Source organism: Aquimarina sp. Aq107, assembly GCF_943733665.1.
GTDB lineage: Bacteria > Bacteroidota > Bacteroidia > Flavobacteriales > Flavobacteriaceae > Aquimarina.
In genome coordinates this window covers 26209-41906 of record NZ_OX030782.1, presented here as the reverse complement: position 1 = coordinate 41906, position 15698 = coordinate 26209, and the positions used below count along the sequence as shown (strand labels likewise).

The window sequence follows — 15698 nt, the reverse complement described above, 5'->3', positions numbered from 1 at the left end:
TTATTTTTCTATTGGTGGAAAGTAAATTTCTTGACCTGGTATTAGATTTCTAAAATCCGTTAGTTTATTTGCACTTGCTACTAATGGATAATACATCGGAGAACCATATATTTCTTGACACATCAATGGTAATTGATCACCTGATTTTACCATACGATAATGCGTAAGATCAGGAGATTGTAAATTCAACTTAGCTAATTGCGCTTTGGGCGTATCATCCCCAATGAAGGATACATTGAGCTCGGCTCGTAAAGGATCTCCATTTCTTTCGAACAATGTGTAATTAATATCTAAGCTAGAAAGTCTACAATTAAACTTTAATGTTTTTCCCCAACTAAGAACTAGATAGCGTGGTTCATGAATTTTACCTTTTATTTCTGTAATGTCTTTTCGAAAATTATCTATTCTTTCTGCAACACTTTTTTGGGTACCTCTTAACAATCTAAGTGCAATCTCTGCCCCATATTGATCTACATCGGTTCCATCAAAAATTAGACTCATACTCACCGTAGATGAATCGCTGTGCATAAACTTAGCATCACTCTTATTCTGAGGATTACTCGCCTTATCGGTAAACTTATTTATAAAACTTCGTCTAACGGATTCAGGATTAAACATCACCTCTAATTTCTTCTTACCAACGGTTCTTTCTTCATTATCAAAAGAAAAAATGGTAAGCTTTTGTAGTTTAAAACTTAATTCACTTAGTAATGCCATGATCTATCTATGGTTTTTCTTTTTCAATATTTTTAGTACTTGATGCACGCATTCTTGTACCACATCACATTGTTCTTTTCTGGTATCCAAAGATGGGCTACCTTCATCTGTCTGTGAAGCATCTGATATAATTGCTCGAATGACAATTTCTTTGATCTCTACTGCCATTTTTATAATCTTAAAATTTGAAATCGTGTATATGCCAACTCCATTGTATCAATGGCCACGGAATTGGATTGTGCATCCAAATCAGATACGGACCATTTTACTGGATATGCTTTTAGAAATAACCATCCTCCAATAGGAATCCCATTTTCGTTAAATAATGTGACTAGTACATTAGAAGGATTAAACTTAAAAAATGAAAATGTCGCATTGAATTCAGAAATGAGAGGAGAGCGCATCTGACCAAAACCTGGTAGATTAAAACTATCTAAACCATCGGCTAAACTACTAGCTACGAAACCTCGTTCCAGTACCAAATTGTTATAATTTATCTTTTTGGGTACACGATGTGCATGTAGGTTTTGTCCACCTTCATTTATAGTATCCAATTGTACTTCGGTATTGATACCGCTAACTTTTTGAAATCTGAGATCTATTGGATTAGGAATAACGCCTCCTGATAGAAAGAACACTCCAAATCTGTGTGATAATGTAGGCTCTTTATCTGCAAAATTCATTGCTCTTAAAACATCTAACATATGGTAACTCTTTAATTGTATTTTACTCGTAAGTCATGAGCTATTAAATCGAGACTCTCTATCGCTACTTCACTGGCGCTAGCGCTAAACGATGGAGCATCTAATTTGAAAGGTAATGCTCGGGAAACCTCCCAAACTACGATGCCCATCCCAGCTTCATCACAGAGTTCTATTCTAATGTCTTTCTTTTCTCCAGATTTAATCCAGTCATATAAATCACTCCTGCGTTTGATCAACCCTCTTTTTAAAGAAATATTAATTGGTTTTCTTTGGCCACGGATCAAATGATCTCCAACTGCCCAACTAAAACCATGTCGATACAACACATGATCATGGTCAATTTCTAAACCTGAAATCTCTGAGAACGACATGATTTCAACTCCGTTAATCGTTACCTGATAATTGTATACCGGTAACGGATAGGTTTCGCTAATTTTCTGTTTATCAATTGCCACAATACTTTGGTTTTAAAATTTATATTGACTTATCATTCTGGTTTTATTTCTTAGAATAGGATTTGCTTAGTTTACTTGCCTGCTATGCTTCTTCCATCGTAACTCTAAATGCCATTAAATCCATAGATTCTATAGCTACATCATTAGAGCTTGCATCAAAAGAAGGAGCGGTTAATTTGGTTGGAAAAGCATCAATAACTTTCCAGCTCACTACAGTACTACCGGTCTCATCTAAAAGATGCACTACGATATCTCTTTTATCTACCTGATTCAATTGTATATCATTGATCCAATCATAAAAGACAGGAATGCTCTTTCCTTTTACCAATCCTTTCTTCATAGATATATTTACCGGTTGAATCTGCCCAGGCATATACATAATATTTGGTCCTACTTTTCCTCCTGTAGCGAAGCTTTCCTTATATGTTGTTGTTTCGAAGGATAATTCTAAACCAGATACCTCCGAAAAACTTATAGATACTCCATTGATATCTACCCTATAATTATAGGTTACTAAAGGGTAATCTGTCTTTATTTGTTCTTTAGTTAAAGCCATTGTTTTACTTTTTACTTATTCATTAAATTTTGTACGCTAATTATACTTCTTGTAGTTTATGAGAGAATTTCAGTATGATAAACTCTGCAGGACGCACAGCTGCTAATCCAATTTCTACAATCATCTTTCCTTCTAAAATATCTTGTTGCGTCATGGTTTTACCCAATCCGATATTCACAAAATATGCTTGCTCTTCTGTCGCTCCAGCTAATCCACCTTGTTGCCAAACTCCGTATAAAAAACTTTCGATCATAGCCTTCATCTTCAACCAAGTCACGGCATCGTTAGATTCAAAAACTGCAAACTGAGATGCTTTCTTGGTAGATTCTTCTATCATATTGAATAATCTTCGTACTGGTACATATCGCCATTCATTGTCATTTCCAGCTAGTGTACGAGCTCCCCAAATCATGGTTCCTTTTCCAACAAAACTTCGTATAGCATTGATGGATTTACCACTTGTAGCATCTACATTTAGCTTTTCCTGATCTTTAGAAGTAATTTTCGAGATAGGACCGATAACAGCATTTAAACTTACGTTTGCTGGTGCTTTCCATACACCTCTTTCTCTGTCTGTGGTAGCATATGCACCAGCTACTGCCGCACTTGGTGGTAAAGTGATACGTTGTTTTGATACTTCACTGATAATTCTGCTGTATAACTCAGAACGAGATTCCTTGAAAGTTGATAAACTAACAGAAGCATTATCACCACCAGTAGTAATAAGATCAGTGGTTCCTGTAGAAGATTCTACAACTGTTGCTCCATCTAACAAAATAATATCAAAATCACCTTTGTTTGAAAATGTATTCCATTCATTTATAATCTCACTAGCAGGAGTTCCTTCTCCAACATTCATAGTTAATATAGCGTCAGCAATACTAAAAGAAGGTATGCTCCCTGTTCCTTTATTAATCTTAACTTTTGGTGCATCTTGAGAAGATCCATTGTATTCAACTCTAATCGCGCCAGCTATTTCTAATTGTAGGGTTTCAGTTGCCGAAGAACCTGATACTTCTACAAGATCTTCTTCATAACGATAGGTAAGTGATGTTTGTAAATATGGGGTATAAGCAGCACCATATTTTAGATTATTTGTACCTATTCCATCTCTAAAAGATGTTCCGTTTTCATCATCTTTTTTAATATCGAAAATGCAAAACCTGTCCTTTAAATCCTGGCACTGTGCCAAGGCATTTTGACATACTTCATGATAATCGGGCGCATCTAATTTTGTTGCTTCTCCAAGCATAATCAGAGTAGGTTCGTCTTCCTTACTCAAAACTTCTAACCCATTTAAGAATGATTCCTTATCATAATCATCATTATAATTTCCTACTGAAATGATATAACAATCACCACCACCATTTTTAAAATATAAATCGATTGCATGATATAAAGTATGCTTCGGAGCTTCTACTTCTATATTTTCTACAGCATCATCATCCGAAATGCTTACCTTAAAAGATGCTGATTGTGCACCTCCAAAAGCTTCTTTAAACTCTAATAGAGTAGATACTCTAATCGCTTTGTTTCTAATATCTTTTCCGTTTTTTACTGCTTTTTCCGTATATCCAATAAAAGCTGGCACCGCAGTGGAAACTTCTGCTACAGATTGTGGTAATAGAGGTACCTCCTCAGTGTACACATCTGGTGTTAAAAATCTAGACATATTCTAATAGTTTTACATGTTTATAATGGGCTTTTCTAAAAAATCAATTGATTCTCTCGAAATGCCTTTTCTTACTTAATTTTAATTATTTGGATTCCTTGTTGTTCTGCTCGCGGATTGGGTAAATGATTGATAAGAACATCACCGTTTTGAAGTAGTTTTATATTCTTAATGGGTTTGTTACTATAGGGAACCAAATCTTTAGATTCGAAAATTTTAACTTGGGTATTGGGGAAATTTAATTGAATAGAATTTATAATCTGGTCCGTTATGTTTTCATCGACCACCACTTCATTGAAACTGATTTGATTATCTCTAGACTCCAAACTGATATCAATATCTTCAGTATTGGATACAAAATAGTACTTCCACTTTATCGACTTTGCTCCAAATACAGCTTTAAATTTTATCGGTTGTTCTAAAGAAGTAAGATTAATTTTATGACCTATAATTTGAATACTACCTAATGCAGGATATCCTCCAAAAATCCCTTCCTTTACTACTTGGCTACTTATTAATTCCTGACTGTTTTCTGGAAGATCTTGATTAGAAAATAAGATCATATTACCTTCATCTATTTCAGAAAAATCTGTAACCTCCTGAGTAACATCAGAAGTGGGATATATATAAAAAGTAAAGTTGTCATCTTCGCTCAAAGGCTGAAAATCGCCATTTCTTCGAAACATAGGAGCTAAAATCTTTATTCCTTTTTCTGTATTCTTTACCACAAATCCAAGGTTGCTTAGGTGTTTTCTCGTTTCATTTTTCGGGACAAGCACTACATCATTAGATTCTGATAAAACAGGGTGAACAACCTCTATGTCAAAAAATTCGCGATATTCCATTTTATACTTTATTTAATTCGTGATATTGGGCTTGTTTATAGATATATTCTTTACTAAAAGCTTATACTTTTTGATGAAGATTAAGATTCGTTGTGGATATTGGTTCTCCCACGAACTCCATACTTTGATCATCGATAAAAGACAGTAAACGCACTTTATATAAAACCGATGGTAGATAGGATGTGTTTAAAGAATGCCATACTTGATTTTGTTCTTCTAATGGGAGTGATATTAATTCTACGATCAACTTCTCTATATTTTCATCCGATAATTGAGGTGAATTTAGAGGATCGAAGATTCTGTTGACCTGAAAAAACTTAATGACATGTGATAAAAACTTGAGTGCTTGATCATATTTATTGAATTTAGATACGAACAAAATCAATAACTCAATTCTGATTTCAGGATTCGCCTGGGTTTTGATACCATTTCTTACCACACCAGTATATTGATCGGCATTTCTAAATTTTCTATCTTCAGAAATATTAATGAGAAAAGGAGTTATTTTATCATTAGTAAAAGAAACAGGATCGTTATTATTCGTACTTATAAAGTCTATAAGATTAGATTCTGTAGCACCTACTACATTTTTAAAATATTCATTGAGTTTATCCTTTAAAACGGTTAATACAACATCGACCATGGTGTGATAGGTTTATTGATTTTTGATGTTTCAAAAGTAGTTCAAGAAGAATATCAACTTGTAGAAAAAACACGCCAAATCTGCGGATATTTCCGACATTATATTGGGGAAAAATGAGTAAGCTATATAACTTTTCCGACACCATGAAAGGAGTTACCCTGTTAATTTACATACACTACCCGTAGGTACACAAGATCAAGTAATCTTATTAATAGCATTAAAAAACGAGCACTTATTTTTAGGTATGTTCTAGGAAGACAATAAAAAAAAGCTTCACATTTCTGTGAAGCTTTTCTTAGTAGCGGGAGAGATTGAAATATCTAACCAGTTAATTAAAAACTCCATACTGGCTTACAACTTCCGAAACAACTTATTAAACATTGATAAACAGGTATTTATACGTGCTGATTCACGTTTTTATGTTTAATAGTTTTAGGGAAAATACCCTTTAATGGGTATTTACATAAAAAGATAAATTACATAATATTGGTTTATAACTGATTAAATGCTATATCGCTTTTGAAATAAACATTAAAAGAGCATTTAAAATCTAAATTATTTACTCTAAATAAAAAGTTATGACACTTATCGAAAAACTAAGAGCTTATGTACCTTGGATTATCGCAGGAATAATTCTCTTAGGATATGCTTTTTTTATATCCTTTATGACAGAAAAAACAAAAACTTCTGATGAAGAATGGTTAAAACTAGTATATATTTTTGGCAGTGTCGAAGCTATAGTATTTGCTGCTGTTGGATTTATTTTCGGAAATGAGGTTAATAGGTCTAGAGTAATAACAGCAGAAAAAAACGAGGACAAGGCTAAAAGAGAAAAGAATGAATTAGCGAAAGAAATACTAGATAAGTTACCTGTGGCTCCATCTACACCAGACAGTGTAAATTTTGAGACCCAAAATTTAAATAAGCTAAGGAATATGGCAGAAAAATATAGAGAGAACTAAATCGATTATTATGGATAAAGCAGTTAAAAATAAGTTGATACGAAAGCTAGAAAGTTTATGCCCTAGTTCACCAGCTATTACAACAAAAAAGAAACGGAATGAGCTAATAGAAAAACTCTTAATACTATGTCCTGATAGACCTCATAAGGTTGTTTCGGGCACTAAACTACTAGAAAAGATGGCTCCTCCATTAAATCCAAAAACATAAAAGATATGGCACAAAAAGACCCAATTTTGAGAAATGAAGATTCCAAGGTGATTTGGAATATTGTACTTAAAACACCACATGCTGTAGCATATAGGCTTTGGACTAAACAAAGTGGTGAAGACTGGCAGATTGTTGCCGAAGGAGGTTTATCAGATGATATTGTTGATGCTGGAGAATTTGAAGCTAAAAAAGGTGCCGAATTTGCTTATTGGCTTGGAATTGGTAGCGACAAACCACAGAGTAGGTTTGATGTCTCAATCATCTTAAGTCAGAATAACATTACATTGATTGATGGTATTATGATAGAGAAAGGGAGGGTTGATGATGATGGAATAGCACAAAGGTTAGAGTCAGTAACATTTAAATTAAAAAACTAATGAAAAATTATTTAACCTTAGTTATATTACTTTTTGGAAATCTAGCATTTTCACAAAATCTTGAAGGCATAAAAGAAGAAGAAAAAACCGAAAAAGCTGAGGAGATTTCGACAGAATTTTCTATTCCAGCAATTCCAGCTCTAGAACTTATTTCTTCTGATGCTACAGATATATCAAGACCTTCAAATATTAAAAAACTCGCCGCAAGTCTTTATAATGGAATCGATGAAAATGGAAATATAAAACAGGGGCTAGCTATCGAAGTTATGCCGACTGAATATCTTCAAATAAACATTGCCCCAGATGAGTATCGTAATAATAGATTAAAATATATACTCTATAATACTCAGCTATCCTTAGGTACGATTGCAACCTCCGGTGATTCCACTAATACAGATTTAGGTTGGGGGATTCGATTCGTTATTTTTGATAACTCTGACCCAATGACTAACCAAGATTTCATTAATGAATTTGAAGATTTGATGTCAGATTGCGGACCACAATCTCCTACCGAAACAGTAACTGATGATGAATTTAAAAAATGTTTAAAAGAAAAAGAGAAACCTATTGCAGATTCTTTTACAAAAGAAAAATGGAATGCCAGTTGGATGTCAATTGCATATGCTGGAGGCACAAGACTTAGAGGTTCAGAGGTGTCTGAAGGAGAATCCATTGGGCATCAAGTATGGTTAAGTGGAGGTTTTCCTCTAAAAAGCTGGGGGCAATTTAGTTATTTGGCAAAATGGTCTGAAGAGTATAATGACGAAACAGCTATGATGATGAAAGAATTGGAATTTGGCGGAAAATTTTTAATAGGCAGCAAGTCCTATAATTTATTTGCTGAAGCTAGTTTAAAACCTCTCTTAAATAAAGATGATTTTGAAAGTAATGTCATGGTTGAAACAGATGATTTCTTTTCTTGGACTGCGGGTATAGAATTTAAAGTGTCAAATGGAATTTGGGCAGTTGCTGGTGTAGGGGAAGATGTTAACCGAATTGTTGGTAGTGATGGAATTCAACTTCTTTCGGGGCTTAGAATGGGGATTTCTGACAAATCAAGACTAAAGAAATAACATTTAGGGCTTTCTTTTTCAAATACAAATAATAAAGTCAATACAATACTTATTACATCCAGATTATATAATATCTTTCTTTACTGTTGCAGAATAAATTTATTAAATATTTGACCTTAGTAATAACCATAAATAATGATTTTAATGTTTTTTTAATAATTAGTTAAATAACTAACGAAAAATGCTCTCAGAGCCAAAAACTGAAATTTGCGGTACGTAAACGTTAAAATTTCATGATTTTCGAAAAGAAATAATATTCATAAACAAAAATAACCACTTCAAAATGAAGTGGTTATTGTAGTAGCGGGAACAGGACTCGAACCTGTGACCTTCGGGTTATGAGCCCGACGAGCTGCCTACTGCTCTATCCCGCGATATATAATTTGTAATTTACTTGTCTCTTAAACTTCGAGTTATGAGCTCGACAAACTACTTATTATCCCTTGCGGACGGCAAATATACAACCTTTTTTAGCTTTACAAAGGATAATTAACAAAAACTAACATTTTTTTTACACTAACTTTTCTTACACCTTGATTTTAAATCATATACTCCAATAAAAAATAAAAGTATTCGCTAAAACCCACATCTTTTTTGTCAAATTATCTAAAATTATAGCAAAAATTGAGATATGCTCAAAACTACATCAGACTTTATCATTTTATTAGCTGAAATCTATCGTAACTCGTAAATTTACCTCCTTTTTAACATTTTAATAAGAAGATGCTAAATACATCATCTATATAGTAGTAAAGATCATAAAAATGAGTAAGACGTTATTTGACAAAGTGTGGGATTCACACGTAGTAAGAAACATTGAGAATGGACCTGATGTGTTTTTTATTGATCGCCATTTCATTCACGAAGTAACTAGTCCTGTGGCTTTTTTGGGTTTAAAAAGTAGAGGGAATACTGTTTTATATCCAGAACGTACTTTTGCAACTGCAGATCATAATACACCAACTATAAACCAACACTTACCTGTAGAAGATCCATTATCTGCCAATCAATTAAAAGCGCTAGAAGAAAACGCTACTGCCTGGGGGATTTCGCATTGGGGATTAGGGCATCAAAAAAATGGAATTGTTCATGTTGTTGGACCAGAAAACGGTATCACATTACCAGGAGCAACTATTGTTTGTGGTGATTCGCACACTTCTACTCATGGTGCTTTTGGTGCTATTGCTTTTGGTATAGGAACGTCAGAAGTAGAAATGGTGTTATCCACACAATGTATAATGCAACCAAAGCCAAAAAAAATGCGAATCAATGTAAATGGTGAACTTGGTTTTGGGGTTACACCAAAAGATGTTGCTTTGTATATCATCTCTAAACTAACAACTTCTGGTGCTACCGGTTACTTTGTAGAGTATGCTGGTGATGTTTTTAGAAATATGACAATGGAAGGTCGTATGACTGTTTGTAATCTAAGTATCGAAATGGGTGCGCGTGGTGGAATGATTGCTCCAGATCAAAAAACATTTGATTACATTAAAGGAAGACCATTAACACCGAAAGGAGATGCCTGGGATATGGCTATGGAATATTGGCAAACTCTTAAAACAGATGAAGATGCAGTTTTTGATAAAGAACTTACTTTTGATGGTGCAGCTATCGAGCCTATGATCACCTATGGTACCAATCCGGGAATGGGAATTGGTATCACCAATCATATCCCTGATGCATCAACCGTAGAAGGAGGTGTCGCTACCTATAAAAAATCTTTAGGCTATATGGATTTTAATGAAGGAGATTCTATGATTGGTAAACCCGTAGATTATGTATTCTTAGGAAGTTGTACCAACGGCAGAATTGAAGATTTTAGAGCTTTTGCCTCTATTATTAAAGGAAAAAAGAAAGCAGAAAATATTACTGCTTGGTTAGTACCGGGATCACATGAAGTAGAAGGGTTGATTAAAGAAGAAGGAATCTTAGACATTATTACCGAGGCTGGATTTACACTTAGGGAACCAGGATGTTCTGCATGTCTGGCAATGAATGCAGATAAAATTCCGGCAGGAAAACTAGCAGTTAGTACTTCTAACAGGAATTTTGAAGGAAGACAAGGACCTGGATCAAGAACTTTACTAGCTAGTCCTTTAGTCGCAGCTGCAACCGCTGTTACCGGAGTAGTAACAGATCCAAGAACACTTTTAGCATAATTATAAAGAATAAACGAAATGGCTTACGATAAATTTAATGTAGTAACCTCTACCGCTGTACCACTACCAATAGAAAATGTAGATACGGATCAAATTATTCCGGCACGTTTTCTAAAAGCTACAGAACGTAAAGGTTTTGGAGACAACCTATTTAGAGATTGGAGATATAACAACGATAATACCCCAAAAGAAGATTTTGTATTAAACAACCCAACTTATAGTGGTAAAATCTTAGTAGGAGGCAAAAATTTTGGATCAGGATCTTCTCGTGAACATGCTGCTTGGGCAGTATATGATTATGGATTTAGATGTGTCGTATCTAGTTTTTTTGCAGATATTTTTAGAGGTAACTGTCTTAATATAGGGGTTTTACCTGTTCAAGTCAGTCCAGAATTTTTAGAAAAAATATTTAAAGCAATTGATGTAAATCCTAATACAGAAATTGAAGTAAATCTACCTCAGCAAACAATTACGATCAAAGATTCTGGTGCATCAGAGTCATTCGATATTAATAGTTACAAGAAGGAAAATATGCTTAATGGATATGATGATATCGATTATCTAACTAAAATGAAGTCGGAAATTCAAGAATTTGCAAAAGCACGACCTTTTTAATTACATAATTTAGGTGTTCCCGCTTCCGCTAAAGCGGACATACGGACTTAGCTATTCAATATAATTTCTTGCGCCTCATACCTTAGGTTATGGGATTTTTATTGGTATCTCTAACACAACAAATCATTAAAGTTTATCCATAGAAAAATAAGAATTAAGGCAAAAACATATCTCATGAGTAAACGATCAATAGAAATCATGGACACTACGCTCCGAGATGGTGAACAAACCTCTGGGATATCATTTTCTGCCTCAGAAAAACTAACGATTGCACAACTGCTCATCGAAGAATTAGGTGTAGATCGCATAGAGGTAGCATCTGCTAGAGTATCCGAAGGTGAGTTCGAAGCAGTTAATAACATTATTAACTGGGCTAAAGAAAATGGATATATTGATCAAGTAGAAATATTAACTTTTGTAGATGGTGGTAAATCTATCCAATGGATGAAGGATACAGGAGCTAAAGTTCAAAACCTTCTAACCAAAGGATCTCTAAATCATCTAACATATCAATTAAAAAAAACTCCAGAACAACATTTTGAAGATATCGCTACTACTTGTAAACAAGCAACCCAAGAAGAAATTATCACCAATGTATATTTAGAAGATTGGAGCAATGGTATGCGTAATTCTCCTGATTACGTGTATCAATTTCTTGATTTTTTAGCGACACAACCAATAAAAAGAATACTATTACCAGATACCTTGGGAGTTCTTGTGCCTTCTGAAGCTTATACATATTTATCATCTTTAAGAAATAGATATCCAAACATTCATTTTGACTTTCATGCGCATAATGACTATGATCTAGGAGTTGCCAATGCAATAGAAGGAGTAAAAGCTGGAGTCAATGGTCTGCACCTTACTATGAATGGCATGGGAGAACGAGCAGGGAATGCACCGTTAGCAAGCGTAGTAGCTGTTATCAATGATTATCTCCCTGAAATTAATATTAATGTAAAAGAATCTGCACTATACAAAGTAAGTAAGCTGGTAGAAACCTTCTCTGGATTTAAAATTCCTGCAAATAAGCCTGTGGTAGGAGATAACGTATTTACACAAACAGCAGGAATCCATGCTGATGGAGATAATAAACACAATCTGTACTTTAATGACCTGATGCCAGAGCGTTTTGGTCGAAAACGTAAATATGCATTAGGAAAAACTTCTGGCAAGGCCAATATTGAAAAAAACCTTCAAGAATTAGGGTTAAAATTGAGTCCAGAAGATATCAAAAAAGTCACACAGAAAATTATTAAACTAGGTGATAAAAAAGAAGTTGTAACTCAAGAAGATTTGCCATATATCATTTCGGATGTATTAGATAGTAAATTGTATCAAGACAAAGTAAAGATCAAATCTTATGTCTTAAATCATGCTAAAGGTTTAAAACCTTCTGCGACACTTGCTATCAAAATGGATGATGAGGTAATTGAGCAACATTCCCAAGGTGATGGGCAATATGATGCTTTTATGAATGCTTTAGTAAAAGTATATCAACAAAAAGATAAATTACTCCCTAAACTTGTAGATTACGCCGTTAGAATTCCGCCAGGAAGTAACTCTGATGCACTTTGTGAAACTGTAATTACGTGGAAAACCGACTCAAAAGAATTTGTAACCAGAGGTTTGGATTCTGATCAAACAGTTTCTGCCATTAAAGCCACAGAGAAAATGTTGAATATTATAGAACTATAAGAAAACAATTTTAAAGCTCCTAAATAAAAACATAAACAACGCAGAGACAGACTCCGTGTAATAAAAAAATAAATACTAGAATTTAGAATATTAAAAATGGAATTAAACATAGCACTACTTGCCGGAGACGGTATCGGACCAGAAGTAATAGATCAAGCGGTAAAAGTTTGCGATGCTATCGCCACTAAATATGATCATCAAATAAATTGGACATCGGCATTAACTGGTGCTGCTGCTATTGATGCTGTAGGAGAACCGTATCCAGATGAAACTCATGAAATTTGTGTGAATGCAGATGCTGTTCTATTTGGAGCTATTGGCCATCCCCGATTTGACAATGATCCTTCCGCAAAAGTTCGTCCGGAGCAGGGATTACTTAAAATGCGTCAAAAACTAGGTTTATTTGCTAATGTAAGACCAACTTTTACCTTTCCTTCACTGATTGACAAATCTCCTTTAAAACAAGAGCGTATAGAAGGAACGGATTTAGTATTTCTTCGTGAATTAACAAGTGGTATTTACTTCGGAAAAAGAGGACGAGAAGATAATGGGGATACTGCCTATGACACCTGTACATACACAAGAGAAGAAGTTAAACGTTTAGCCAAAAAAGGGTTTGAGATGGCTATGACACGTGAAAAGAAATTATGTTGCGTGGATAAAGCGAATGTATTAGAATCATCTCGATTATGGAGAGAAACTGTACAAGCTATGGAAAAAGAATATCCAGAAGTTGAGGTTAGTTATGAATTTGTGGATGCTGTTGCCATGCGATTAGTACAATGGCCAAATTCTTATGATGTATTAATTACCGAAAATTTATTCGGAGATATTCTTACGGATGAAGCTTCTGTTATATCTGGATCTATGGGATTAATGCCTTCTGCATCTCTTGGAGAAAAAACTGCATTGTTTGAGCCTATTCATGGATCATACCCACAAGCTGCGGGAAAAGATATAGCCAATCCGTTAGCTACTGTATTATCTGCAGCAATGATGTTCGAAACTGCTTTTGGACTTCAAGAAGAAGCTCAGGCAATTCGTAATGTCGTTGATAAATCATTAAACGAAGGTGTTGTAACCGAAGATTTAGCTGGAGATAAGAAAGCTTATAAAACTAGTGAAGTTGGAGATTGGCTTACTCAAAACATTTAAATTTAAAATAAAGAAAGGAAAATTTAACAGTTTTCTCAAACTGTCTGATTTTCCTTCTTTACGATTAATCGTGAAACAACTTATTTATTATCTTTTCCTTACCTAAATCTGATATTAAATAAAAACTTCTAATAGTTCACAATAATCTGATGTTACCTTCACTTGATCCACCATTGCAGGCAGTAAAACTGTTTCTCCTTGTTTTACAGTTTCAGAATGACCATTTACGGTTACTCTTCCTTCTCCTTTAGTACACATATACACAACAAATGAATCTAATGCAGTATAATTTTTCTTAAACTCTCCAGAAACAGCTGTAAAATTGGTTGTAAAATATGGACACTCAGCAATATTAGATGTCATATTCGTTAGTTTTTGATACGTTTTTTTAAAATCTCTATTGTTATTAAATTCTATAGCCTCTAATGCATCTGCAGTATGCAATTCTCTCGTATTTCCGTTTGTATCCTTCCTATTCCAATCGTATAATCTGTATGTTATATCAGAGGTTTGCTGTATTTCTGCAAGCATAACTCCTGCTCCAATTGCATGAACTTTTCCTGCATTTATAAAAAATGAATCACCAGATTTTACTTTTTCATAATGTAAAATACTTTCTAAACTGTTATTATTTAAATGTTCTACATATTCTTTTTTAGATATTTTTTCTTCAAAACCTACTATAAGATTTGCACTCTTATCGGCTTGCATTACATACCACATTTCTGTTTTACCAAATGAATTATGTTTTCTTTTAGCCATTTCATCATCTGGATGTACCTGAATCGAAAGATCTTTATCTGCATCTATAAACTTTATTAATAATGGAAATTTATTTCCAAAAGCTTTATAATTCTTTTTGCCTAACAAGGAACATTGATAATAGTTAATCAACTCTCTTAAATTAGAACCTCTAGCAATACCATTAGAAACAATAGAAACATCTTTATTTACATCCGAAATTTCCCAGCTCTCCCCAACATTATTTTTAGTTGTCTTTTTGCGTAGAACGTTTTTTAATTTATTACCTCCCCATATTTTTTCTTTTAATATAGGTTCGAATTTTATAGGATAGTTAATCATGGTTTCTAGGGTTTAGGTTATAAGATTTAGTTCATTATTAATATGCTACCATAGCCACTAAAGAATCGTTAAATATCTCCACTAAGGGTCTACGTGTAATAATATACTCTGTAATTGGTATTATCAGCAAAACACTGTATTCAAGTCATTTTTTGGCGGTTGCGCACAATTTTTTATAGTTTTTTCTTTATCAAAATATTTCTTCATTCTAGTAAACATCTATACCCCAAAAAGCTTTCTACAAAGTCAATAGGCACTAAATCAGCTTTATAAACTTTATCTCCGAATCGCGTGTCCTGTATTGACAATCCTAGTATCAAAATAATCAGTATACTAACCACTTTAGACAACAAGGATCTTATATTATCTTTCTCTATTGCTTCTGATGCATTTTTAGCTCTCGAACCAAAAACAAAATTCAATTCATTGTTTGTTTTTAAAGTCTTTAGTAAGTCTCCAAAATCTTCAAAATCCTTAGAAAGATCTGCATCAATAAATCCTATGTAATCAATTTCTACAAAACTGTATAAATATCGGGAGCCTGCTCGCACAGCAGCTGCTTTCCCTCCGTTCTTTTTCATATCAACAATGCTTACTTTAGAAGGATTTATTTCTTGGATTTCTTGTATTACCTTTAGCGTGTTGTCTTTACTACCATCATTTACAAAACATAGATGGTAATCATTTTCTTTACTAACAAAATTTTTAAAAGCCTTTACGTTTAATCTTTTTTCTTCATTATAGCATGGTATAATTATTCCAGTCGTCATAGA

The 15698-nt window shown here is 33.8% G+C and carries 18 protein-coding genes and 1 tRNA gene; 8 read left to right on the top strand and 11 right to left on the bottom strand.

What is annotated here, in order from left to right; all coding sequences use genetic code 11:
* The 8 genes from NMK29_RS00200 to NMK29_RS00165 form a co-directional block, all read right to left on the bottom strand.
* Positions 1–717: a hypothetical protein gene (locus NMK29_RS00200; RefSeq protein WP_108805102.1), complete on the bottom strand. Its 717-nt coding sequence runs from the start codon at positions 715–717 to the stop codon at positions 1–3.
* Between the two features lie 3 nt (positions 718–720).
* On the bottom strand, positions 721–885 hold the full coding sequence (locus NMK29_RS00195) for a DUF5908 family protein (RefSeq protein ID WP_159092326.1): 165 nt from the start codon (positions 883–885) through the stop codon (positions 721–723).
* Between the two features lie 2 nt (positions 886–887).
* Complete coding sequence (locus NMK29_RS00190; protein WP_199915067.1) at positions 888–1421, bottom strand: phage tail protein; 534 nt, start codon at positions 1419–1421, stop codon at positions 888–890.
* An 11-nt stretch (positions 1422–1432) separates the two neighbouring features.
* Positions 1433–1876 (bottom strand): phage tail protein, encoded by a 444-nt coding sequence (locus tag NMK29_RS00185; RefSeq protein ID WP_027395214.1) that lies wholly within the window; start codon positions 1874–1876, stop codon positions 1433–1435.
* A gap of 82 nt (positions 1877–1958) precedes the next feature.
* Entirely contained in the window at positions 1959–2432 is a 474-nt protein-coding gene (locus NMK29_RS00180) for a phage tail protein (protein ID WP_108805100.1), read from the bottom strand.
* A 40-nt stretch (positions 2433–2472) separates the two neighbouring features.
* Positions 2473–4104: a phage tail sheath C-terminal domain-containing protein gene (locus NMK29_RS00175; RefSeq protein WP_108805099.1), complete on the bottom strand. Its 1632-nt coding sequence runs from the start codon at positions 4102–4104 to the stop codon at positions 2473–2475.
* 71 nt (positions 4105–4175) lie between these two features.
* Positions 4176–4949: a hypothetical protein gene (locus tag NMK29_RS00170; protein WP_108805098.1), complete on the bottom strand. Its 774-nt coding sequence runs from the start codon at positions 4947–4949 to the stop codon at positions 4176–4178.
* A 61-nt stretch (positions 4950–5010) separates the two neighbouring features.
* Entirely contained in the window at positions 5011–5592 is a 582-nt protein-coding gene (locus NMK29_RS00165) for a DUF4255 domain-containing protein (RefSeq protein WP_108805097.1), read from the bottom strand.
* 578 nt (positions 5593–6170) lie between these two features.
* On the opposite strand from NMK29_RS00165, the gene NMK29_RS00160 reads away from it, so the two are divergent.
* From NMK29_RS00160 to NMK29_RS00145, 4 genes are read left to right on the top strand one after another with little or no spacing between them, the layout of a single operon-like run.
* Positions 6171–6554, top strand: coding sequence for a hypothetical protein (locus NMK29_RS00160; RefSeq protein ID WP_108805096.1), 384 nt, complete (start codon positions 6171–6173; stop codon positions 6552–6554).
* A gap of 10 nt (positions 6555–6564) precedes the next feature.
* On the top strand, positions 6565–6762 hold the full coding sequence (locus NMK29_RS00155; RefSeq protein WP_108805095.1) for a hypothetical protein: 198 nt from the start codon (positions 6565–6567) through the stop codon (positions 6760–6762).
* A 5-nt stretch (positions 6763–6767) separates the two neighbouring features.
* Positions 6768–7139 carry a hypothetical protein gene (locus NMK29_RS00150; protein ID WP_108805094.1) on the top strand — a complete coding sequence of 124 codons (372 nt, stop codon included), beginning with the start codon at positions 6768–6770 and terminating at the stop codon, positions 7137–7139.
* On the top strand, positions 7139–8212 hold the full coding sequence (locus tag NMK29_RS00145) for a hypothetical protein (RefSeq protein ID WP_108805093.1): 1074 nt from the start codon (positions 7139–7141) through the stop codon (positions 8210–8212). Before NMK29_RS00150 ends, NMK29_RS00145 begins: the two co-directional genes overlap by 1 nt.
* Positions 8213–8513: 301 nt before the next feature.
* Here the strand turns inward: NMK29_RS00145 and NMK29_RS00140 are convergent.
* A tRNA-Met gene (locus NMK29_RS00140) sits at positions 8514–8586 on the bottom strand.
* A 390-nt stretch (positions 8587–8976) separates the two neighbouring features.
* Here NMK29_RS00140 and leuC point away from each other — a divergent pair.
* The 4 genes from leuC to leuB all read left to right on the top strand — a co-directional run bounded on the left by leuC (position 8977) and on the right by leuB (position 13842).
* A complete protein-coding gene (leuC, locus tag NMK29_RS00135; RefSeq protein ID WP_108805092.1) occupies positions 8977–10374 on the top strand; it encodes a 3-isopropylmalate dehydratase large subunit in 1398 nt (465 codons plus the stop codon).
* Between the two features lie 18 nt (positions 10375–10392).
* On the top strand, positions 10393–10989 hold the full coding sequence (gene leuD, locus NMK29_RS00130) for a 3-isopropylmalate dehydratase small subunit (protein WP_108805091.1): 597 nt from the start codon (positions 10393–10395) through the stop codon (positions 10987–10989).
* Positions 10990–11163: 174 nt separating this feature from the next.
* Positions 11164–12687 (top strand): alpha-isopropylmalate synthase regulatory domain-containing protein, encoded by a 1524-nt coding sequence (locus tag NMK29_RS00125; protein WP_108805090.1) that lies wholly within the window; start codon positions 11164–11166, stop codon positions 12685–12687.
* A gap of 96 nt (positions 12688–12783) precedes the next feature.
* Positions 12784–13842: a 3-isopropylmalate dehydrogenase gene (gene leuB / locus NMK29_RS00120; protein WP_108805089.1), complete on the top strand. Its 1059-nt coding sequence runs from the start codon at positions 12784–12786 to the stop codon at positions 13840–13842.
* Positions 13843–13956: 114 nt separating this feature from the next.
* Here leuB and NMK29_RS00115 read toward each other — a convergent pair whose 3' ends face one another.
* Together NMK29_RS00115 and NMK29_RS00110 are read right to left on the bottom strand one after the other, a co-directional pair.
* Positions 13957–14925 carry a type I phosphomannose isomerase catalytic subunit gene (locus tag NMK29_RS00115; protein WP_108805088.1) on the bottom strand — a complete coding sequence of 323 codons (969 nt, stop codon included), beginning with the start codon at positions 14923–14925 and terminating at the stop codon, positions 13957–13959.
* A gap of 203 nt (positions 14926–15128) precedes the next feature.
* Positions 15129–15695 carry a glycosyltransferase gene (locus NMK29_RS00110; RefSeq protein ID WP_234424328.1) on the bottom strand — a complete coding sequence of 189 codons (567 nt, stop codon included), beginning with the start codon at positions 15693–15695 and terminating at the stop codon, positions 15129–15131.
* Positions 15696–15698: the final 3 nt, after the last annotated feature.